This is a genomic window from Veillonellales bacterium, assembly GCA_039680175.1.
Classification (GTDB): Bacteria; Bacillota; Negativicutes; order JAAYSF01; family JAAYSF01; genus JBDKTO01.
The window spans coordinates 1-22,243 of record JBDKTO010000099.1 but is presented as its reverse complement, the minus strand read 5'-3'; the positions used below and the strand labels follow the sequence as shown (position 1 = coordinate 22,243).

The window sequence follows — 22,243 nt, the reverse complement described above, 5'->3', positions numbered from 1 at the left end:
TGTGACCGGCGCCGCCACCGTTATCCTGGCAATGGGGGCCGGAAAGAAAGCGGCGGCGGCTATCGACAACTATCTGAAAGAGAAAAAAGCGGTTGAGAACAAAGCCTGATTCAACGCTTAACGATATTGCCAGGAAAACTTGACAAAGAATAGGGCAGGAGAGTATAGTAAAATAGTTATATTGCTATAGGCTATGATAGGAAGAGTACGCTATCCATCGGTTGATTAGAGAGGAGATCCTCCGGCTGAAAGATCTCTTAGCCGAAGGTAGCGGAAGGTCATCCTTAAGCCGCTGGGCTGAATGAATGCAGTAGGTCCAGCCGGAATGCCCCGTTAGCGGCAGTAAAGTCTGTCTTTATTGTCTGGCGATAAAGCAGAAAATCAAGGTGGTACCACGAAAGCAAGCTCTTTCGTCCTTCGGGATGACGGAGCTTTTATTTTTGACTTATTAGGAGGGCGAACTGGCGATGGCAGAGAAAAATATTCCCACCGTTTATGATCCCCAGGCGGTGGAAAAGAAATGGTATCAGTTCTGGGAAGAAAATGGCTTGTTTCATGCTGAGGTGGAACCGGACAAGGAAGGCTTCAGTATTGTAATTCCTCCTCCCAATGTAACCGGGCAGCTGCACATGGGCCATGCTCTTGACGAAACACTGCAGGATATTGAGATCCGCTGGCGGCGGATGCAGGGGTATAATACATTATGGATGCCGGGTACCGATCACGCCGGAATTGCCACCCAGATCAAAGTGGAAGAGATGCTGGCTAAAGACGGGATTTCCCGCTATGATGTGGGACGGGAAAAATTTATCGAAAAGGTTTGGGACTGGAAAAAACAATACGGCAGCCGGATTCTTACCCAATTAAAAAGCCTCGGTGCGTCCTGCGACTGGCAACGGGAACGTTTTACTATGGATGAAGGCTGTTCCAAAGCCGTGCGGGAAGTTTTTGTCTCTTTATACGAAAAAGGATTGATTTATCAGGGAAGCCGCATTACCAACTGGTGCCCCCGCTGCAATACCGCCTTAAGCGATATTGAGGTGGAACATGAGGAGCAGCCGGGGCATTTGTATCACGTTCGCTATCCGGTGGAAGGAACTGATGATGAATTTCTCACGGTTGCCACGACCCGGCCGGAAACGATTCTCGGTGATACGGGAGTTGCCGTTCATCCTGACGATGACCGTTACAAGAATCTGGTAGGCAAATATCTGATATTGCCGTTAGTCGGACGGCGTTTGCCGATTATTGCCGACGAGTATGTGGATCCTTCCTTTGGCACCGGTGCGGTGAAAGTCACGCCGGCGCATGATCCCAACGACTTTGAGATGGGGCTCCGCCATCAGCTGCCGGAAATTATCGTTATCAATCCCGACGGCACAATGGCCGGGGATACGGGTAAATACGCCGGCATGGATCGCTATGAATGCCGTAAGGTCCTGGTGAATGATTTGAAGGAGCAGGGCTATTTAGTTAAAATTGACGAACACAGCCATGCGGTGGGCCATTGCCAGCGCTGCCGCACAGTAGTGGAGCCGCTGATCTCCAAACAGTGGTTTGTCCGGATGGAAGCTTTGGCAAAACCGGCTATTCAAGCCGTTACCTCCGGCAGGATTCAGTTTGTGCCGGAACGGTTTACCAAAATCTATATCAATTGGCTGGAAAATATCCGCGACTGGTGCATTTCCCGTCAAATCTGGTGGGGGCATCGCATTCCGGCCTGGTATTGCGAGTGCGGCGAGACCATTGTTTCCCGTGAAGATATAACGGTTTGTCCTAAGTGCGGCCGCAAAGTGGAACAGGATCCGGATGTGCTGGATACTTGGTTTAGCTCTGCCCTCTGGCCTTTTTCCACCATGGGCTGGCCGGAAAAAACGCCGGAATTGGCTCAGTTCTATCCGACCAGCGTGCTGGTGACCGGCTACGATATTATCTTTTTCTGGGTGGCGCGGATGATTATGATGGGGCTGGAATTTCAACAGGATATTCCCTTTAAGCACGTATTTATCCATGGTTTGGTCCGGGATCCCCAGGGTCGTAAAATGAGTAAATCCTTAGGAAACGGCATTGATCCTTTAGAGGTCATTGAGAAATACGGTGCCGATACGCTGCGGTTTACACTGATTACCGGCAATACTCCCGGAAATGATATGCGGTTTTACTGGGAGCGGGTGGAGTCCAGCCGCAATTTTTCTAATAAACTGTGGAACGCTTCCCGCTTCGTGCTGATGAATCTGGAAGGATTTTCAGCCGCTGTGAAACCGGCAGATGAACAATACACCCTGGCGGATCAATGGATTTTAAGCCGCTACGTCCATGCAGTAGGCGATGTGACCCGCAATCTGGAACGGTTTGAATTGGGTGAGGCTGCCCGGGTGTTATATGAGTTCATTTGGAACGAGTATTGTGACTGGTATATTGAACTGGCAAAAAGCCGGTTATACAATCAAGCGGATGCTGCCAGCCGGGCAACGGCGCAATATGTACTGTGGTATGTGCTGGAAAATACCCTGAAACTGCTGCATCCCTTCATGCCGTTTATTACCGAAACGATTTGGCAGCATCTGCCTCACACGGGCAAGAGCATTATGGTGGCTGCCTGGCCGTCGGAAATTGATAAGCTGGTTAATGGACAGGCGGAAGAAAGCATGAATGTTATTATGGATACGGTTAAGGCTGTCCGCAACATGCGGGCAGAAATGAATGTTCCGCCGGGACGGAAAAGTCCGGTGATTCTCCAGTTCGCTTCCGAAAAGCTGCAATCTGTTTTCGCGGCTAACATTCAATATCTGGAGTCATTGGCTGCCGCCCGGCCAGTCACTCTGCTGCCGGTCAATGATACGAAACCGGAAAATGCCATGACGGCTGTAGTCAGCGGTGTGGAAATTTACCTGCCGCTGAAAGGTCTGATTGATATTGAAAAAGAGACAGCCCGATTAAATAAGGAAATGGCGGGGCTTCAGAGGGATTTGGCCCGTATTGCCGGCAAACTCAGCAACGCCGGGTTTGCGGCCAAGGCTCCGGCGGAAGTCATTGCCAAGGAAAAGGCTAAGCAAACGGAATTTCAGGAAAAATGTGTGGCAATCAAGGAACGACTGGAATATTTGGCAAAATTGTGATTTTAATAAGCAAGGGCAGGTTTTGCCGGCCCTTGCCGAAATTATATCAGCGGGGTGAGACAGGATGACCTATGAACAATCATTGGAGTACTTGGCCGGTCTGAGTAAATTCGGCATTCAATTAGGATTGAGCCGGATTGAAAAGCTGCTTGAATTTATGCATCATCCCGAACGACGGTTTAAAACAGTACATGTGACGGGAACAAACGGCAAGGGCTCAACGACGGCGATGATCCGAGGAATCCTGACAGCCAGCGGCATTAAGACAGGAATGTATACTTCGCCCCATTTGGTCGATTACACCGAACGGATGAGCATTGACGGTGAATCCGTTTCCCGCCAGGTTTTTGGCGAGACGATCGGTTATACCAGCCGGTTTGTGAATCAAATGGCGGCGGAAGGCTGGGAGCATCCCACGGAGTTTGAGGTGCTGACGGCCGCCGCATTTTATTATTTCGCGGCAGCCGGCGTGGAATATGCGGTGATCGAAGTGGGCCTGGGAGGTTTGCTGGATTCTACGAATGTGATTTTGCCGGAAGCTGCCGTAATCACCAATGTTACCTTGGAGCATACAGATCGCTGCGGCAGTACGATTGAAGAAATTGCCCGCCATAAAGCAGGCATTATCAAACCGGGGGTACCGGTAATTACCGCTGCCAGGGGAGCGGCTCTTAAGGTAATCGACTGTACTGCCAGGGAAAAGGATGCGGCTTTGTATGTTTTAGGCCGGGATTTTTACGGCCAATTTGAAGGCTCGGCTGATTACAGACAGAAAATTACCATTCAGACGGGCCGATTCGGCTTTCTTGGCGCTTTTTCTCTGAATTTGCTGGGCCGCCATCAGGTGGAAAATTGTGCCGTGGCGATTATGACCGCCATGCTGCTTGCCGGGAAGGACAGCCGGATCGATGTTGCTGCTATACGGGAGGGGCTTGCCCGGGTACGGTGGCCGGGCCGGTTTGAAATTGTTTCCCGTCAGCCGCTGATTGTGGTTGACGGCGCTCATAATCCGGACGGAGCCAGGACCTTGCGGGAAAGTTTGGATGAATTCTTTCCTCAGCGGCAAGTCACTTTTTTGCTGGGAATTTTGCAGGATAAGGATATCGCCGGTATTGTCAAAAATTTAATCCGGCCTCAGGATCAGGCAGTCGTCGTGGCACCGCTGTCGGAGCGGGCCGGTGATCCGGCAAAAGTTGCTGAAAAAATTGTCGCCCGTCATGTGGAAACAGCTTCTTCCATTGCAGCCGGAATAAAGCGGGTTAAAGTCCTTTCCGGCGATCAGGGCCTGATCTGCATGGCCGGCTCCCTGTATTTAATTGGCACCGCCCGGCAGCTCATCGGCGGGTAGACAAAATATCCTCCGGGTATGTATAATATAAGGTAATCCGGTATCGTTTAGAAACGTCATAAGATGAAGCAAGAATTTGTGACTCAGCTTATGATGAATAAGAATAGGTGAATTTGTGAAAATAATCTATCAGTCGCTTCAAGCCCGATACGATCTTGATTATTTAATTGAGTACTGCATTTTGGCGGTGACCTTTTTTTTACCAATATCTCTTACTATAACCAGCGCTTTTTTAGCTGCCGGGACACTGCTCTGGGTGGGGAAAATGGTCCTATTGCGCCGGATGAATTTGAAGCGGACTCCTTTTGATAAGATCATTATTCTGCTGGTGCTTTTATCAGCGGCATCTATTTTGGGATCGCCGGACTGGAAATTCAGCCTTTATAATTATTCGCATCTTATGGGACGCTACCTATTGCTTTATTACTTCGTGATTAATAATATTCATTCTATGGAGCAGGTAAAGCGGTTGATCCTGGTGCTGTTAGGAGCTGCCGCCGCAATAACTGTCTATGGATTTTATCAATATTTATTTGGGGCTGCTGCATCCGCCGGAGAATGGGTGGATACTGAACAGTTTCCCGATTTAAAATTCCGGGTGTTTTCTACCCTGGAGAATCCCAATTTGCTGGCAGGCTTTCTGGTTACCATGATGTCTTTGGCGGCGGGGATAGGCTGCACTGCGGCTCAATGGCGAAAAAAGTTGCTGTGGTTTGGTCTCGTTATGCTGTTTGGCGTTTGCCTGGCACTTACTTATTGCCGCGGAGCTTGGATCAGTCTTTTAGCAACGGTTATTGTTTACGGCATTCTGTATAATCGAAAAATTTTTTGGCTGCTGCTGTTTATTCCGCTCCTGGCTTTTACGGTTCATGATGTTTTTCTCGAGCGGCTGGTTTCAATTTTAAATCCCACGGATACATCAGCTACTTTACGCTTCGCTTTATGGGAAAGTACTCTGGCCATGATTCGGGATCATCCTTTATTTGGTATCGGCTGGGGAGCCTACTGGCTTGTATATCCCCAATATGATTTTTTTATCAATGATGCATCAACAAAAATCGTACATGCTCACAATATGTACCTGAATATTGCCGCTGAAATCGGCATTCCCGGTTTTCTTGCCTTTTTGACCATTTTGTTCGGTCATGTCCGCCGGGCTCTGACTATTTTGGCTGCTACCGCCGATCGCTGGACCGCCGGTATCATGCTGGGAATTTTGTCGTCCGTAGCCGGATTATTGGTAAGCGGGTTTACCGATTACGTCATGTTCAATATTCAAATGTCCATGCTGTTTTGGCTGTTGAATGCTTTGGTGGTTATAGTTTGGCAAAGAACATACATGTGTGGGATCAACACGAAATTTGTAAAGAGATTATAAATTATAGCAGGATTTCTAATAATAATAGCGAACATTACATAATAGATATCTGTGAGGAAAGACGAATTGATAAAAAAGGGCCGTAGGCCCTTTTCTGCTATATAAGGTTTTGTGAAAGTTCTAACTTCTTTTTAGCTTGGGTAATTGTAAAAGAGGGGGCGGACGATGAAACTGGCGGATGTGCAGAAAATTTTGGAAGCTGAGGTGTTATGCGGTTCAGAATGGCTCAACCGGGAAATCTTCGCAGTGTGCGGCGCTGATTTACTGAGTGACGTATTGGCTTTTACGCAAGAAAAAACTTTGTTATTAACCGCTTTAACTCATATCCAGGTCATTCGTACAGCAGATATGAGTGATTTGATCGGCATTGTTTTTGTGTGGGGAAAACGACCGAAGCCGGAGCTCATTGCTATGGCGAGGATCAAAGATATTCCTTTGCTGGCTTCGCCGTTTCCCATGTATGAGGCATGCGGGCGACTTTATCAAAGCGGTTTGAAAGGTGCTGATAATGGTTGAAGTAAACAAAGAGGAAAAGGAAATTATTTTGAAATTCACGTTGCAGGGGCTGGATTTTGAAACTGCCGGCGAAGCTTCCGGCAAGATTAAACGGGTACTGCAACAGCTTGGCGTTGGTTCCGATGTTATTCGCCGGATTGCCATTAGTGCCTACGAAGGGGAAATGAATGTTATTATCCATGCGGTTCGGGGCGTTATGCAGGCGGTGATTTCACCTGTCTGTACCAGTATTACGCTGGATGATGAAGGTCCGGGAATTGGGGATATTGAGCTGGCGATGCGGGAAGGATACTCCACAGCACCGGATTATGTACGGGAAATGGGCTTCGGTGCCGGAATGGGGCTGCCGAATATGATGCGCTGTACTGATAAGTTCGAAATTCAATCAAAGCTCGGTGTAGGGACCAAAATTCGGATGATAATTTTTCATTGATTCATCCCTATTGCTAGAATGTGCACTGCATAGTACTAAGAGATTGCGTGGTGTTGGAAATGAATGAGTATTTTCACTCAGTGCGATTGATTGCCGATCGCTGCAAAGGCTGTGTTATTTGTGCGAAACGTTGTCCCATGGAAGCCATCCGCATTCGGGGCGGTAAAGCACAGATTACTGAATCCCGCTGTATTGACTGCGGAGAATGCATCCGCCGCTGTCCCAATCATGCCAAAACAGTGGTCACCGATGATCTGAAAAATTTAGCGGATTATCGTTTCAACATTGCGCTGCCGGCGCCAACTCTCTATGCTCAATTCGGGATAACTACCCGGATTGATGAAATCTTATTCGGCTTGACTCAGCTGGGCTTTGATAAAGTGTTTGAAGTGGCCCGGGGAGCGGAAATTGTATCCCTGGCTATTAAGGACTATCTAAAACGGCCGGGAATAAAGCGGCCGGTTATTTCTTCCGCTTGTCCGGCGGTGGTGCGGTTGATACAGATTAAATTTCCCGAGCTGATCGATTACCTGGTGCCGATTGATGCTCCGGTTGAAGTTGCGGCGAGGGTGATGCGGGCCAAAGCCAGCCGGGAGCAGAATCTCAATCCGGAAGACATCGGTATTTGGTTTATTACGCCTTGCCCGGCGAAGATGACGTCAGTAAAGCAGCCCTTGGGGTCGGAAAAATCCAATATTACCGGCGCTATCGGAATTTCCCGAATTTATGGCGAATTGTTTAAATTGCTGCAGGGCGGGTTGACTGCCGATACACGCCGCCATTCATCCTGGATTGGCGTGAACTGGGCGGTAGCCGGCGGGGAAAGCAGTGCTGTGGGCATGGAAAATATGAACAGGCTGGTGGTTCATGGTATTCATAGTGTCAGTGATGTGTTAGAGCAAATAGCCCTGGGAAGACTAAACGGTATTGATTATGTGGAGACATTAGCCTGTGCCGGCGGGTGTATTGGCGGACCATTAACGGTTCAGAACCGGTTTGTGGCCGAATACAATCTGCAGCAGCGAGCCAGGAAAATGCAGCAGGAAGATATTGCTATAGGCAGGAAGCCGCTGCAGGAGTATAAAGAATCCGAGTTAGGCGTCAATGAGCGGCGGGCGATTGAGCCCCGGCCGATTATGCGGCTGGATGAGGATATATGCAAGGCAATGTATAAAGTGGAAGTTATGGAAAAAATGCTGCAGCAGCTGCCGGGCCTGGATTGCGGCTCCTGCGGTTCACCGACTTGCAAGGCATTGGCAGAGGATATTGCCCAGGGTGTTGCCAGTGAAACAGATTGTGTCTTTAAACTCCGGGAGAGGGTACGGGATCTGGCTCAGGAGATGAAAGCACTGGCAGAAAAAATGCCCCCTTCCTTGGATAAAGATTCTTCCTAATAGCGGTATCCGGAAAAAGGAGGATGTTTATGACAGTACAAGAGATTGTATCCCGCCTGGGATTGAAGATCGTTGCCGGCAGCAGCGGGCTGGAGCAGAACATTACCGGCGGCTATGGGGCCGACCTTCTCAGCAATGCGATGGGGCAGGCGAAAAGCGGCTCTGTCTGGGTAACGATGCAGGGACATCAAAATGTGGTGGCAGTGGCGTCTTTAGTGGGAATGGCAGCGGTCATTATTGCCGGTGCCGCACCGGTAGAGCCCCAGGCTGTGGAAAAGGCCAGGCAGGAAGGAGTTGTGCTGCTGACAACGCCTCTCCCGGCCTTCGAGGTCATCGGACGATTGTACGGGCTGGGAATTACCGGACAATGATGCAGCATTATGTGGCCGATCTTCACGTTCATTCGCTGCTTTCGCCTTGTGCCGCCGTGGAAATGACGCCGCGCAATATCATTAAGCATGCGGTTTTGGCCGGAATTCAGATAATTGCGATTACGGATCATAATGCCTGTGATAATGTGTATGCTGCGGTTCAGGCGGCAGCGAACAGTGGTGTCACCGTAATACCGGGAATGGAATTGGAGACAAAAGAAGAAGTCCATATTATAGTGCTGTTTGACAGTATTAAGAAAATGGAGCAGTGGAACGCTTTTATTCAACCTTTTCGCTCCGGTCAGATGAATGACGAGACTCGGTTTGGCGCCCAGTATGTGGTGGATGCCGATGATGAACTGGTCCGGGTCAAGCCGGAGCTGCTGCTGACGGCCATGTCCATTGGTGTAGCGGCGGCTTCCAGGGAGGCAGCTGCATTAGGCGGAGTGTGTATTGCCAGCCATGTGGACCGGCCGGTTTACAGTTTGATCTCCCAGTTAGGGCTTATTCCGGCGGACGCTTCCTTAGCGGCTGTGGAGGTATCCCGCCGGATGAAACCGGAGGAGGCGCCGGTACTGTTGCCGGCAATCGGCAGGCTGCCGGTGGTTACGGCCTCGGATGCGCATACTATCAGGGATTTATTGATTGGGCCCAGAACAGTGTTCTGCCTGGAGCAGCCAACTTTGGCTGAAATCGCTATGGCGCTTGCCGGACAAGGATCGCGCAAATTTATGGCGTAAATCGAATTTATTTCATTAGTTTTTAGGGGAGGCTAAGTATGAATAACAAAAATGAGTTCAAATGCAGCTGCGGCCATGACAGCAGCCGGTTTGAGCAGCTGGAGAAGATTCTGGAAAAGTATCAGGGAGTGAAAGGCGCATTGATTCCGGTTCTTCAGGAGACCCAAAATACGTATGGTTATTTGTCCAAGGAAGTGATTGAGACAATTGCTGCTAAACTGGATATTCCTGTAAGTCAGATTTATGGCGTGGTGACTTTTTATTCTCAATTTCATCAGAATCCCAGGGGAAAGAACATCGTCCGGGTATGCCAGGGAACAGCCTGTCATGTCCGGGGTGCCAAGGCCATTCTGCAGGCGGTGGAGGATTGCCTGAAAATATCAGCAGGCGAAACTACCGAGGATTTGAATTTTACGCTGGAAACGGTCGCCTGCATCGGTGCTTGCGGTTTAGCCCCGGTTATGATGATCAATGAAGAAACTTACGGTCGTCTGACGCCGGAAAAAATACCGGAAATACTCGGAAAGTATGCGTGAGCTTTCATTGCAGGTACTGGATCTGGTGCGTAATTCCATTGAAGCCGGCGCTACGCAGGTTGCATTAGCCATTACGGAAGATTTTACCGCGGACAGGCTGACAATCGAGATCCGTGATAATGGACGAGGAATGAACAGCGAGGAATGCCGGCGGGCGTTGGATCCTTTTGTTACCAGCAATCAGACTCGCAAAGCGGGAGTGGGACTGGGGCTGCCGCTGGTTGACATGTATACCCGGCAATGCGGCGGCTGCCTGTCCCTTGAATCTTCGCCGGGTAAGGGAACCACGGTAAAGGCGGTTTATCAGCACAGCCATTTGGATCGACCGCCGTTGGGCAGCATGACGGAGACCGTTAAAGCGATTATTATTGGCAATCCCAAGCTGGATTTTCGTTATTCCCATACAGTGGGACAACGTACCTTTTGTGTTACAACTTATGAGTTAACCGGCATTTTGGGGGATATTCCTCTGACTCATCCTGACGTGTTAATTTGGATTACCGATTATTTGTCCGGTCATTTTAACTATTTATATGGAGGCGGTCCAGGTGAAAACCATTGAGGATTTAAAACGGCTGCGGGAGCAGGTGCAGTCGGATACGCGGCTGCGTTATACAACAGGTACGAAAATTATTATCGGAATGGGGACTTGCGGCATTGCCGCCGGTGCCAGGGAGGTCATGTCCGCCGTGCTGGATGAAATTGCCAAACGACATTTGCAGGATGTAACGGTGACGCAGACCGGCTGTATCGGCATGTGTGAAAAGGAAGTGCTGCTGGATGTGGTGCGCCCCGGTGAAGATCGCATTACTTATGGGAAAGTGACGCCTGAACTTGTTCCGCAGATTATTGCCGAGCATGTTGTAAACGGCCGCATTTTGGAGGAACTGGTTGTCGGTAAATTTAGCGAATGACTTTTGTCGACTGACGGGAGGGAATAAGATGGAACATATAAGAGCGCATGTGCTGATTTGTGCCGGCACAGGCTGTGCCTCATCCGGATCAAAACGGGTGGAGGCTGCAATGAAGCGGGAACTGGCGGAAAGAGGTCTGGATAAGGAAATCAAAATCGTGGAAACGGGCTGTCATGGTTTTTGTGAAATGGGGCCGCTGGTTATCGTTTATCCCGAAGGAGTTTTCTATGTTCGGGTTCAGGAAGAAGATGTGCCCGAAATTGTGGAGAACCATCTTTACAAAGGCCGTATTGTGGAACGTTTGCTGTATAAAGAGCCGGTGACTTTGGAAAAGGTTCCGAATTACAGCGACATTGATTTTTATAAGAAGCAAAACCGCCAGGTGCTGATTAACTGCGGTCGCATTGATCCGGAAAAAATTGAAGAATATATTGCAGTCGGCGGATATCAGGCCTTGGGGAAAGCCGTTACGGCCATGACTTCGGAAGATGTCGTAGAGGAAGTAAAAAAGTCCGGTTTGCGCGGCCGGGGGGGCGGCGGTTTTCCCACCGGGTTGAAATGGAGCTTTACCCGTAAGGCCCAGGGCGATAAGAAATATGTGGTTTGTAATGCCGATGAAGGCGACCCGGGAGCTTTTATGGACCGCAGCGTTTTGGAAGGCGATCCCCACCGGGTGATTGAGGGGATGGCAATTTGCGGTTACGCTATCGGTGCCGACGAAGGCTATATTTATGTTCGTGCCGAATATCCCCTGGCGATTAAGCGGTTAAAAATTGCTATTAGCCAGGCGGAAGCAATGGGTGTTTTGGGGGATAATATATTTAGCTCCGGTTTTCAATTTCATATTAAAATAAAAGAAGGGGCAGGCGCTTTCGTCTGCGGTGAGGAAACAGCTCTGCTGGCCTCTATCGAAGGCAAGCGGGGAATGCCGCGGCCGCGGCCGCCCTTTCCGGCAAATGCCGGTCTTTGGGGCAAGCCTACTAATATTAATAATGTTGAGACTTTTGCCAACGTGCCGCAGATTATCAATCAGGGAGCGGACTGGTACGCGGCTATTGGAACGGAGAAAAGCAAGGGCACGAAAGTGTTTGCCCTGACAGGAAAAATTAATCATACCGGTCTGGCCGAAGTTCCAATGGGAATTACCATGCGGGAAATTATTTACGATATTGGCGGCGGCATCCAGAACGGTAAGAAATTTAAGGCAGTGCAGATCGGCGGCCCGTCAGGCGGTTGTCTGCCGGAAGAACTGTTGGATTTGCCGGTGGATTATGATTCCTTAATTTCAGTTGGTGCGATGATGGGTTCCGGCGGACTGGTGGTTATGGACGAAACGACCTGTATGGTGGACGTAGCCCGGTTTTTTCTGAATTTTACCCAATCCGAGTCCTGCGGCAAGTGTACGCCCTGCCGGGAAGGAACAAAACGAATGCTGGAAATCCTGACCCGGATTACCGAAGGACAAGGGCAGGAAGGCGATATTGAGCTGCTGGAGACAATGGCCAAGAACATTAAAGCGACAGCGTTATGCGGCTTAGGCCAAACAGCACCGAATCCGGTGCTGAGTACGATTAAGCATTTCCGCGACGAATACGAAGCCCATATCCGGGAGAAACGCTGTCCGGCCGGCGCTTGCAGCAAACTTGTGGGATATACGATCACCAGCAACTGCAAGGGCTGCGGTTTATGCAAAAAAGTTTGTCCGGCAGAGGCCATCAGCGGGACGGTAAAAGAGCAGCATCAGATTGATCCGGATAAATGCTTGAAATGCGGTGCCTGTATGGCTAAATGTCCTTTTAAGGCAATTAGCAAAGGCTGATTTCGAATTGATGGAGGAGTGAAATATCAATGGAGATGGTGAATGTAACGGTTGACGGCATTCAGGTACAAGTCGTGAAAACGGCAACTGTTCTGGAAGCGGCTCATGCTGCCGGTATTAAAATTCCAACCCTTTGTTATCACCCTGAACTGCGGCCGGAGGGGAATTGCCGCGTCTGCATGGTAGAGGTCGTGGGCGCCAGAAGTTTGGTGGCCTCCTGTGTCTATCCGGTTCAGGAAGGCATGGTGGTTCATACCAATACCGCAGCTGTGAGGGAAGCCCGGAAGATGGTGGTAGAGCTTATGCTGGCGAATCATCCGCCGGATTGTCTGTCCTGCCAGAAAAATCTCAGATGCGAACTCCAGGCGATTGCCGGCGAGCTGGGAATCCGTCAGATTCGCTTTGAAGGCGAACGGAAAAATTATCCCCTGGATCAGGCGAATCCGTCGCTGGTTCGGGACCAGAACAAGTGTATTTTATGCGGTCGCTGTATTCGTGCCTGCAGCGAGCGCCAGGGCGTCAATATTTACAGCTTTGCCAACCGGGGATTTAAAACGATGGTTGTGCCGGCGTTTGCTCAGGGACTGCATCAGGTCGGCTGTACTTATTGCGGTCAGTGTGCCAGTGTTTGTCCCACCGGCGCTATTGTGGTAAAGGATGATACCGAACCGGTGTGGCAAGCATTGAGCAATCCGGAAAACCATGTCATCGTGCAAACGGCTCCGGCGGTGCGGGTTGCCCTGGGGGAAGCCCTGGAACTGCCGCCGGGAACTATTGTGACAGGGAAAATGGTGGCGGCGTTGAAGCGTCTTGGCTTTGACCGCGTGTTTGATACCAATTTTACTGCTGATGTTACGATTATGGAAGAAGGATCGGAATTGCTGCAGCGGCTGCAAACCGGCGGTAAATTACCGATGATTACTTCTTGCAGCCCGGGATGGGTCAATTTCGCCGAATTAAATTATCCTGACCTCCTGGATCATCTTTCTACTGCCAAATCGCCCCAGCAAATGTTCGGTGCTTTGGTGAAAACCTATTATGCCGAAAAGTCAGGTATTGATCCCAAACACATCGTATCTGTTTCCATTATGCCCTGCACTGCCAAAAAGGCGGAAGCCGCCCGGCCGGAAATCAATGCCAGCAGTTATCAGGATGTTGACTATGTGCTTACTACTCAGGAACTGGCGGCCATGATTCGCCAGGCCGGCATTGATTTTGCCACCCTGCCGGAAGAAGAGTATGATGCACCCATGGGAATCGGTACCGGGGCGGGAGTAATCTTCGGCGCAACCGGCGGCGTAATGGAGGCTGCCCTGCGTACTGTGTATGAGCTGGTTACCGGCAAAGAGCTGCCCTGCCTCGAATTTTTCGATGTCCGCGGCCTTACCGGTGTGAAAGAAGCCGAAGTGGAAATTGGTGACAAAAAGATCAAAGTCGCGGTGGCTCATACTCTGCTTAATGCCAGGGAACTTCTGGATAAGATTCGCGCCGGTGAAGCCGACTATCATTTTATCGAAATTATGGCTTGTCCGGGCGGCTGTATCGGCGGCGGCGGTCAGCCGATTAACAAAACAACCGGCTTTAGGCAGAAACGGCTGGATGCGATTTATCAGTGTGACACCAGCAGTCAAATTCGTAAGTCCCATTTAAATCCGGCGGTCAAAGAACTGTATGATACCTGGCTGGGGAAACCCCTGGCAGAAAAATCCCACCGGCTGCTTCATACTCACTATCATCGACAACCGCGTTAAGCTGTCGAATTTTGCGGCGTTATAATCCGCAGCCAAATTATGAAAGATGAGAAAGCATTTTTTACTATGTTAAAAAAAATACTTATAATCAAAAAATTTGGCAGGACTCTGGACGAGTAAGTGAGAATAAATACTAAGTTATGTTAAAACTTAGTATTTATTCTTATTTAAATACCTGTCGAGGAGGCTTGGTGTTTGAAAGATCATATTATTATTTCTAAGGCCACAATTGACCGGTTGCCATTATATTACCGGACTTTGCGAACCAGTCAGGAGGAAGGCGTTGAAATCATTTCTTCCGAGGAACTAGGAAGGCGGCTTGGGGTAACTCCGGAGCAGATTCGCAAGGATTTAGCTTCTTTTGGTCAGTTTGGGAAAAAAGGCGTAGGTTATTATGTAAGGGAATTGATTCGCAATATCGGCGAAATCCTGGGACTGCATCATAAATGGAATATCGCTGTAGTCGGCATTGGTCATTTAGGCGGTGCTTTGGTGAATTATCGCAATTTTGTTTCTTTAGGATTTAATTTAGCGGCGATGTTTGATGTCAGTCCGGCAAAAATCGGTCAGTTGATTCACGGGATGGAAGTGAATTCTTTTGACGACATGGATCGCATCGTTCGGGAGCGAAATATCCATATCGGCATTATTGCCGTTCCTGAGACACAGGCACAGCAAGTTGCCGAAAGATTGGTGGCGGCAGGAATTCGCGGCATCTGGAACTTTGCTCCCTGCAAGATTGATGTACCGAGTGAGATCCGGGTGGAAAATGAGGATTTGTCGGTAGGACTCTGCAGTATTTCTTATCATTTATCCCGGGCACAATAAGAAAAATTGTATACATTGTAATAATTATCAATTTTAGCAGGAAATTAGCAGGATTTTATTAAATTGTAGAGAAACAATTTAAAGTATGTGATTGATGTAACCTTCTTCGGGGAAAATCAATTTCAATAACCATTTTTCATTGTTACCGAATAGTACCGTCAACTGCATTTTAGATCAGTTGACGGTACTGTTACGAAAATTTATGAATGGCCTAAGTCAAATGATGAAAAGCTAGGGAAAATAATATCCCCAAATGACAGGCCATTATTTTACGGGGGAGGTGGTTGCCGAATCCCTATTCTGTATAAAATGGAAGAATATAAAGTGTCAACTGGTCGTGTTGGCGTAACAAGGAGGAAGTTTTTTTATGATTGACATTCGTGATCGGGTGCGCAATAAAGCACTCCATGCCAAGATTGTCAGCGCTGAGGAAGCAGCAGCAGTCATTAAACCTGGTATGAATGTTGCTACTAGTGGATTTACCTTATCTGGTTACCCCAAAGCAGTTCCCCAGGCATTAGCGGCAAGAATTAAGCAAGAGCAATTTAAAATCAATCTTTGGACAGGTGCGTCAGTTGGTAAACAATTAGATGGTGCCCTGGCTGAAGTGGATGGCATTGATTTCCGTATGCCGTACCAGACGAATAAGGAACTCCGGAATGCCATCAATAGCGGTAAAGTCAATTACTGTGATATCCATTTAAGCCATTCCGCTCAAATGACCCGTTACGGCTTTTTTGGCGGTCGTTCCGTGGATGTAGCCATTATTGAGGCCTGTGCGATTACCGAGGAAGGTAATATTGTTCCGACAACATCCTTGGGCAATGCGGCGTCTTTTGTACAAAGTGCCGATATCGTTATTGTGGAAGTCAATACTACCCAGCCGATTGAGCTGGAGGGAATGCACGATGTATACATACCTTTGGATCCGCCGCATCGTCAGCCAATTCCAATTGTAAATGTGGATGATCGTATTGGTACGCCTTATATTCCCTGCGGCTCTGACAAAATTACCTATATCGTGCCTTGCGATATTCCTGATACGGTTCGTGATTTGGCACCGATTGATGAGAATTCCCGTCTTATGTCGCAGCATTTAATTTCATTTTTGAAGGCGGAAATCAAAGCCGATCGGATGCCGAAGAACCTGTTGCCGCTGCAATCAGGCGTCGGCTCGGTAGCCAATGCGGTGATTAGCGGCCTTGTTGATTCTGATTTTGAAGATTTAATGGTTTATACAGAAGTTATTCAGGATGGCATGTTTGATCTGATTGATGCCGGCAAACTGAAGTTTGCTTCCGGCACTTCTCTGACTCCGTCGCCCAGCGGACTGGAACGTTTCTACGGCAACCTTTCCACTTATCGTGAAAAGATGATGTTCAGGCCTCAGGAAATTGCCAACAGCCCTGAAATTGCCAGGCGTCTTGGTGTTATTGCCATGAATACGGCCATCGAATTTGATATTTATGGCAATGTCAACTCTACTCATATTATGGGCACTAAAATGATGAATGGCATCGGCGGTTCAGGCGATTTTGCCCGTAATTCCTACCTAACGATGTTCTTCACGCCGTCTACGGCGAAAAAAGGATTAATTTCCTCTGTTGTGCCGATGGTATCCCATGCGGATCACAGCGAGCATGATGTCGATGTATTCATTACTGAACAAGGTGTGGCCGATGTCCGTGGGTTAAGCCCTAAACAGCGGGCTCGTGTGATTATAGAAAATTGTGCCCATCCTGATTTTAAGGATGAACTCATGGACTATTTGTTACGAGCTGAAAAAGCGACTAACTATGCCCACACACCCCACATATTGCCGGAAGCCCTTTCGTGGCATACCCGGTTTATGGAAACCGGCACGATGAAAAAGTAAGCAAAGGAGGATTACTATTTAAATGAGTAACGAAAATCTAAAGACTAAATTGGCAGAGTATAATGCCGTAGCAGAAAAAGCCATTGCCAAGTTCCCGGAACGTAAAAATCTTACTTTCAACCGGCTCTATACCCCACTTGATACCGAGGGTACCGATTATACAACGGATATTGGCTTCCCGGGTGAATATCCCTATACCCGCGGGGTGCAGCCTACGATGTACCGCGGCCGTTTCTGGACCATGCGCATGTATGCCGGATTCTCCACGGCGGAAGAATCCAACAAGCGCTATCGTTATTTGCTGGCATCCGGCGGCACCGGCTTATCCTGCGCTTTTGACCTGCCGACTCAAATCGGCTATGACTCCGATGATCCCGTTGCCGAAGGTGAAGTCGGCAAGGTGGGTGTGGCGATTGACTCTTTGGCCGATATGGAAATTCTTTTCGACCAGATCGATTTGAGCAAAGTTTCCACTTCCATGACCATCAACGCACCGGCTTCCGTACTGCTGGCTATGTATATTGCCGTAGCGGAAAAGCAGGGCGTAACGCCTGAACAGCTTCGCGGCACAATTCAAAATGATATTCTGAAAGAGTATGCGGCTCGCGGCACTTACATCTTCCCGCCGAAGCCTTCCATGCGACTCATTACTAATATTTTTGAATATTGCTCGAAGAATGTGCCAAAATGGAATACAATTTCCATTTCCGGTTATCATATCCGGGAAGCAGGTTCGACGGCATCCCAGGAAATCGCTTTTACGATTGCCGACGGCATCGCCTATGTTGAGGCTGCGATTAAAGCAGGCTTGAATGTCGACGATTTTGCCGGTCGTCTGTCCTTCTTCTGGAATGCGCATAATAATGTGCTGGAAGAAGTTGCGAAATTCCGCGCTTCCCGCCGGGTATGGGCAAAAGTAATGAAAGAACGTTTTGGCGCTAAAAAGCCGAAATCGCTGATGCTGCGGGTTCATACCCAGACAGCCGGTTCAATGCTGACTGCTCAACAGCCGGATAATAATATTGTCCGGGTTGCGCTGCAGACTGCTGCGGCTGTTATGGGCGGCACACAATCTTTGCATACCAACTCTAAAGACGAAGCGCTGGCTTTGCCGACAGAAGCTTCCGTACAGATTGCACTGCGTACTCAGCAGATTGTTGCTTACGAAAGCGGTTTAGCCGATGTGGTCGATCCTTTGGGCGGTTCCTACTATGTAGAAGCCCTGACGAACAAGATCGAGCAGGAGGCTTGGGATTACATCAATAAAATTGATGAAATCGGCGGCGCGGTTGTAGCTATTGAAAAAGGCTACATTCAAAAAGAAATTCAGGATAGCGCTTATAAATGGCAGATGGAAGTTGAAAAAGGCGATCGCGTAATCGTGGGCGTCAACAAATTCCAAGTCGAAGAAAAACCGGTGGAAGGACTGTTGCGGGTAGATGCTTCTGTTGGCGAACTGCAAAAGAAAAAGCTGGCTGACCTGAGAGCAAAACGGAACAACAATGCTGTACAAGCTGCATTGGCTAAATTGGAAAGCGCTGCGAAAGGCGAAGACAATTTGATGCCATTCATCTTGTCGGCAGTCAGAGAGTATGCAACGTTGGGCGAAATTTGTGGCGTATTGCGTAAAGTATTCGGTGAATACCAAGCGCATGCAACACTATAAGCGAGAGCAGGAGGGACAACGATGGAAAAACTTATTAGAGTATTAGTAGCAAAACCCGGCCTTGACGGTCATGACCGCGGCGCAAAAGTCGTCGCCCGCGCTCTTCGCGACGCTGGCTTTGAGGTAATTTATACCGGCCTTCGGCAGACTCCGGAACAGATTGCCGAAACCGCACTGCAGGAAGATGTGAATGTAGTAGCACTCAGCTTATTGTCCGGGGCTCATAATCACCTTTTTCCCCGTGTGGTAGAGCTGATTAAAGGTAAAGGCATGACCGATGTATTATTCATCGGCGGCGGTGTTATTCCTGACACCGATATCCCGGGATTGAAAGCAGCCGGCATTGCTGAAGTGTTCACACCAGGTACTACTACTACCAGCATTGTTGATTTTATTAAAGCAAACGTAAAGTAGTAGTTTTCCAACTGAAGCTGAGGCGGTATGGTATGATGCAACTGCATACAGGCTCATACCGCCATTAGGTGGTGCATATGAAATGAATATCGCAGAAGAGCTGCTGGCCGGTTCGCGGCTTGCTTTGTCCCGGGCTATCACCGCGGTGGAAAACGAGTACGATACTGCTGTTGAAATTATGCAGAAGCTGTATCCTCATACCGGGAAAGGCCATGTAATTGGCATTACCGGGCCGCCGGGGGCGGGTAAAAGCACGCTGACCGACAAACTGGCAAAAGAATACCGACGGCAGGGAAAAACAGTAGGAATCATTGCGGTGGATCCAACCAGCCCCTTTTCGGGGGGAGCAATTTTAGGCGACCGTATTCGGATGAATGAATTAACCATGGATGAAGGGGTGTTCATTCGCAGTATGGGAACCAGAGGCAGCTTAGGGGGGCTATCCCGCAAGACAGCGGAAGCGGTAAAGATATTAGATGCTTTCGGTAAAGATATCATCTTTATTGAAACCGTTGGTGTTGGTCAGTCGGAAGTCGATATTGTGAAGGCGGCCGATACTACTTTGGTTGTACTGGTCCCGGGGTTAGGCGACGATATTCAGGCAATTAAAGCTGGCATTCTGGAAATCGGTGATATTTTCGCTATTAACAAAGCCGATCATGACGGGGTAGAGCGTCTTCATATTGAGATTGAGCAAATGCTGGATTTGAATCAGTCGAAAGTTGCCTGGCGTCCTCCGGTGAAGCGGACTGTAGCCAGCCTTACGGAAGGTGTTACCGAATTAATTGATGCCATCGGGGAGCATATAAGCTTTCTGGATGAATCCGGTACATTGACTGCCCGTCGGACAGTACGTGCCAGAAATGAACTGCTGGCCATGCTGAATGAGCAAATTGGCCGGTATGTACTGACCAATATTAAGTCATCCGGCAAGCTGGATCGAATGATTGCCAGCGTTGAAAAGCGGGAAAATGATCCTTATAGCGTGGTCAGTGACATTTTAAAAGGATTGCTCCGGTAAGCTGTCATTGCCTGTTAGAGGAGAATTTATTAAATATAATAAAGGAGGTAATCTTTTGTTTAAAACACTAAAAGTTGACCACATTGGTATTGCAGTAAAAGATTTGGAACAGGCCAAAAAGTTTTATACCGAAGTGCTTGGCTTGACTGTTGCCGGCGAAGAAGTTGTGGCGGAGCAAAAAGTTAAAGTTGCTTTTGTTCCCAGCGGAGACAGCGAATTGGAATTGCTGGAGTCTACTACTTCCGACGGTCCGATTGCCAAGTTCATTGAAAAGAACGGCGGACACGAAGGTATTCAGCATATCGCTCTCAAAGTGGATAATATCGAAGCTGCTTTGGCAGACCTGAAAGCTAAGGGCGTACGCCTGATTGACCAAGTTCCCCGTTACGGTGCCGGCGGCGCAAGCATTGCCTTTGTTCATCCCAAAGCTACCGGCGGTATTCTGCTGGAACTGTCTCAGCGCAAATAATAGTGGCTCAGGTACGCTGAGCAGCAGTAGAAAGTATTTTAAACGTTTGGGTGTATTTAGTGATTCGTTAGGAGTCACTTTGGAGGTGTAAGATGGCTACTGTCCAAGAAAAAATTCAGGATTTGAAAGCAAAGCAAGCTAAGATTATGCAAGGCGGCGGTACCAAAAAGGTTGAGAAGCAGCATGCCAGAGGAAAATTAACCGCGCGCGAGCGGATTACCAAATTTTTCGATGAGGATACTTTTGTTGAGCTGGATCAACTTGTCGCACATCGCTGCACGAATTTTGGCATGAGTGCCAAAGAAATTCCTGCCGAAGGTGTTGTTACCGGCTACGGTACTGTCAATGGACGTCTCGTTTACGCATTTGCCCAGGATTTTACCGTCGAAGGTGGTTCCCTTGGCGAAATGCATGCAGGTAAAATCTGCAAAGTGCTTGATTTGGCTTTAAAAATGGGCGCTCCGGTTATTGGGATCAATGATTCGGGCGGTGCTCGCATTCAGGAAGCGGTAGATGCTTTAGCCGGGTATGGCAAAATTTTCTTCCGCAATACGCTGGCTTCCGGCGTTATCCCCCAGATTTCTGTTATCATGGGACCCTGTGCCGGCGGTGCCGTATATTCTCCGGCATTAACCGATTTCGTCTATATGGTTAAAAACACCAGCCAGATGTTTATTACCGGTCCGGCAGTTATTAAATCCGTTACGGCAGAAGAGGTAACGGCAGAAGCCCTTGGCGGAGCAATGACCCACAACAGTACTTCCGGTGTGGCTCATTTTGCCGCTGAAAACGATGAGGATTGTTTTGAACAAATTCGTACTCTTTTAAGCTATTTGCCATCCAACAATTTGGAAGATGCTCCCCGGGTTGAAACCGGCGACTGCCCGAACCGTATGGACGACGGCTTAAATACGTTAATGCCCGATAATCCCAATCAGCCTTACGACATGTTTGACGTAATTAAATCTTTGGCGGATAATGGTGATTATTACGAAGTGCAGCCTTACTTTGCCCGCAATATTATCACCGCGTTTGCCCGTTTTGACGGTCAGTCGGTTGGTATTATTGCCAATCAGCCGAATGTAATGGCCGGCTGCCTGGATATTAATGCTTCCGATAAAGCTTCCCGCTTTATCCGTTTCTGTGATGCATTCAATATCCCGATTCTCAATCTGGTTGACGTACCCGGCTTCCTGCCAGGGGTTGACCAGGAATACGGCGGTATTATTCGTCATGGGGCAAAACTGCTGTATGCTTATTCGGAAGCTACTGTTCCGAAAATTACGGTTATTACTCGTAAAGCTTATGGCGGTTCGTACCTCGCTATGTGCTCCCAGGATTTAGGCGCCGATCAGGTTATGGCTTGGCCGACTGCTGAAATTGCTGTTATGGGTCCGGCTGGCGCTGCCAACATTATTTTCCGTAAGGATCCTGATGTGGCGGAAAAAACGGCAAAATATATCGAAGAGTTCGCCACTCCATATAAAGCGGCAGAACGCGGCTTTGTCGATATTGTGATTGAACCGAAAGAAACCAGACCTCGTATTATCACCGCCTTGAATATGCTAGCTAGCAAACGTGAAGCTCGGCCAGCTAAAAAGCACGGCAATATCCCGCTATAAGGAAAGGTGAAATAAATGAAAATCGAAG

General features: G+C 48.6%; 20 protein-coding genes and 1 other annotated feature. All 20 genes read left to right on the top strand.

Annotation, left to right across the window (positions count from 1 at the left end; genetic code table 11):
- Positions 1-184 precede the first annotated feature (184 nt).
- Positions 185-421, top strand: a binding site (T-box leader).
- Between the two features lie 46 nt (positions 422-467).
- The 20 genes from ABFC84_16465 to ABFC84_16370 all read left to right on the top strand — a co-directional run bounded on the left by ABFC84_16465 (position 468) and on the right by ABFC84_16370 (position 22,215).
- Positions 468-3,119 carry a valine--tRNA ligase gene (locus tag ABFC84_16465; protein MEN6414332.1) on the top strand — a complete coding sequence of 884 codons (2,652 nt, stop codon included), beginning with the start codon at positions 468-470 and terminating at the stop codon, positions 3,117-3,119.
- Positions 3,120-3,183: 64 nt separating this feature from the next.
- Positions 3,184-4,467 carry a folylpolyglutamate synthase/dihydrofolate synthase family protein gene (locus ABFC84_16460; protein MEN6414331.1) on the top strand — a complete coding sequence of 428 codons (1,284 nt, stop codon included), beginning with the start codon at positions 3,184-3,186 and terminating at the stop codon, positions 4,465-4,467.
- A gap of 115 nt (positions 4,468-4,582) precedes the next feature.
- Positions 4,583-5,845, top strand: coding sequence for an O-antigen ligase family protein (locus ABFC84_16455; GenBank protein MEN6414330.1), 1,263 nt, complete (start codon positions 4,583-4,585; stop codon positions 5,843-5,845).
- A 165-nt stretch (positions 5,846-6,010) separates the two neighbouring features.
- Positions 6,011-6,361: a DRTGG domain-containing protein gene (locus ABFC84_16450; GenBank protein ID MEN6414329.1), complete on the top strand. Its 351-nt coding sequence runs from the start codon at positions 6,011-6,013 to the stop codon at positions 6,359-6,361.
- A complete protein-coding gene (locus ABFC84_16445) occupies positions 6,354-6,794 on the top strand; it encodes a hypothetical protein (protein ID MEN6414328.1) in 441 nt (146 codons plus the stop codon). Before ABFC84_16450 ends, ABFC84_16445 begins: the two co-directional genes overlap by 8 nt.
- Before the next feature lie 59 nt (positions 6,795-6,853).
- Positions 6,854-8,188, top strand: coding sequence for a [Fe-Fe] hydrogenase large subunit C-terminal domain-containing protein (locus ABFC84_16440; protein MEN6414327.1), 1,335 nt, complete (start codon positions 6,854-6,856; stop codon positions 8,186-8,188).
- Positions 8,189-8,217: 29 nt separating this feature from the next.
- On the top strand, positions 8,218-8,559 hold the full coding sequence (locus ABFC84_16435; GenBank protein ID MEN6414326.1) for a DRTGG domain-containing protein: 342 nt from the start codon (positions 8,218-8,220) through the stop codon (positions 8,557-8,559).
- On the top strand, positions 8,556-9,299 hold the full coding sequence (locus ABFC84_16430; GenBank protein ID MEN6414325.1) for a PHP domain-containing protein: 744 nt from the start codon (positions 8,556-8,558) through the stop codon (positions 9,297-9,299). Before ABFC84_16435 ends, ABFC84_16430 begins: the two co-directional genes overlap by 4 nt.
- Before the next feature lie 38 nt (positions 9,300-9,337).
- Positions 9,338-9,835: an NADH-quinone oxidoreductase subunit NuoE gene (nuoE, locus tag ABFC84_16425; GenBank protein ID MEN6414324.1), complete on the top strand. Its 498-nt coding sequence runs from the start codon at positions 9,338-9,340 to the stop codon at positions 9,833-9,835.
- Positions 9,828-10,397 carry an ATP-binding protein gene (locus ABFC84_16420; protein ID MEN6414323.1) on the top strand — a complete coding sequence of 190 codons (570 nt, stop codon included), beginning with the start codon at positions 9,828-9,830 and terminating at the stop codon, positions 10,395-10,397. The genes nuoE and ABFC84_16420 overlap by 8 nt, the downstream gene beginning before the upstream one ends.
- A complete protein-coding gene (locus ABFC84_16415) occupies positions 10,384-10,749 on the top strand; it encodes a (2Fe-2S) ferredoxin domain-containing protein (protein ID MEN6414322.1) in 366 nt (121 codons plus the stop codon). The genes ABFC84_16420 and ABFC84_16415 overlap by 14 nt, the downstream gene beginning before the upstream one ends.
- Before the next feature lie 28 nt (positions 10,750-10,777).
- The gene (nuoF, locus tag ABFC84_16410) at positions 10,778-12,568 is read left to right on the top strand and encodes an NADH-quinone oxidoreductase subunit NuoF (GenBank protein MEN6414321.1); all 1,791 of its coding nucleotides are present in this window, start codon (positions 10,778-10,780) and stop codon (positions 12,566-12,568) included.
- A gap of 29 nt (positions 12,569-12,597) precedes the next feature.
- Positions 12,598-14,319 carry an NADH-dependent [FeFe] hydrogenase, group A6 gene (locus ABFC84_16405; protein ID MEN6414320.1) on the top strand — a complete coding sequence of 574 codons (1,722 nt, stop codon included), beginning with the start codon at positions 12,598-12,600 and terminating at the stop codon, positions 14,317-14,319.
- A gap of 195 nt (positions 14,320-14,514) precedes the next feature.
- The gene (locus tag ABFC84_16400; GenBank protein MEN6414319.1) at positions 14,515-15,147 is read left to right on the top strand and encodes a redox-sensing transcriptional repressor Rex; all 633 of its coding nucleotides are present in this window, start codon (positions 14,515-14,517) and stop codon (positions 15,145-15,147) included.
- A gap of 367 nt (positions 15,148-15,514) precedes the next feature.
- Positions 15,515-17,023, top strand: a complete 1,509-nt coding sequence (locus ABFC84_16395) for an acetyl-CoA hydrolase/transferase family protein (GenBank protein MEN6414318.1) — start codon at positions 15,515-15,517, stop codon at positions 17,021-17,023.
- A 22-nt stretch (positions 17,024-17,045) separates the two neighbouring features.
- Positions 17,046-18,689, top strand: coding sequence for a methylmalonyl-CoA mutase family protein (locus ABFC84_16390; protein ID MEN6414317.1), 1,644 nt, complete (start codon positions 17,046-17,048; stop codon positions 18,687-18,689).
- A gap of 21 nt (positions 18,690-18,710) precedes the next feature.
- Positions 18,711-19,103 (top strand): cobalamin B12-binding domain-containing protein, encoded by a 393-nt coding sequence (locus tag ABFC84_16385; protein ID MEN6414316.1) that lies wholly within the window; start codon positions 18,711-18,713, stop codon positions 19,101-19,103.
- Between the two features lie 82 nt (positions 19,104-19,185).
- The gene (gene meaB, locus ABFC84_16380; protein MEN6414315.1) at positions 19,186-20,124 is read left to right on the top strand and encodes a methylmalonyl Co-A mutase-associated GTPase MeaB; all 939 of its coding nucleotides are present in this window, start codon (positions 19,186-19,188) and stop codon (positions 20,122-20,124) included.
- Between the two features lie 55 nt (positions 20,125-20,179).
- The gene (gene mce / locus ABFC84_16375; GenBank protein MEN6414314.1) at positions 20,180-20,593 is read left to right on the top strand and encodes a methylmalonyl-CoA epimerase; all 414 of its coding nucleotides are present in this window, start codon (positions 20,180-20,182) and stop codon (positions 20,591-20,593) included.
- A gap of 92 nt (positions 20,594-20,685) precedes the next feature.
- Positions 20,686-22,215: a carboxyl transferase domain-containing protein gene (locus ABFC84_16370; protein MEN6414313.1), complete on the top strand. Its 1,530-nt coding sequence runs from the start codon at positions 20,686-20,688 to the stop codon at positions 22,213-22,215.
- Positions 22,216-22,243 lie beyond the last annotated feature (28 nt).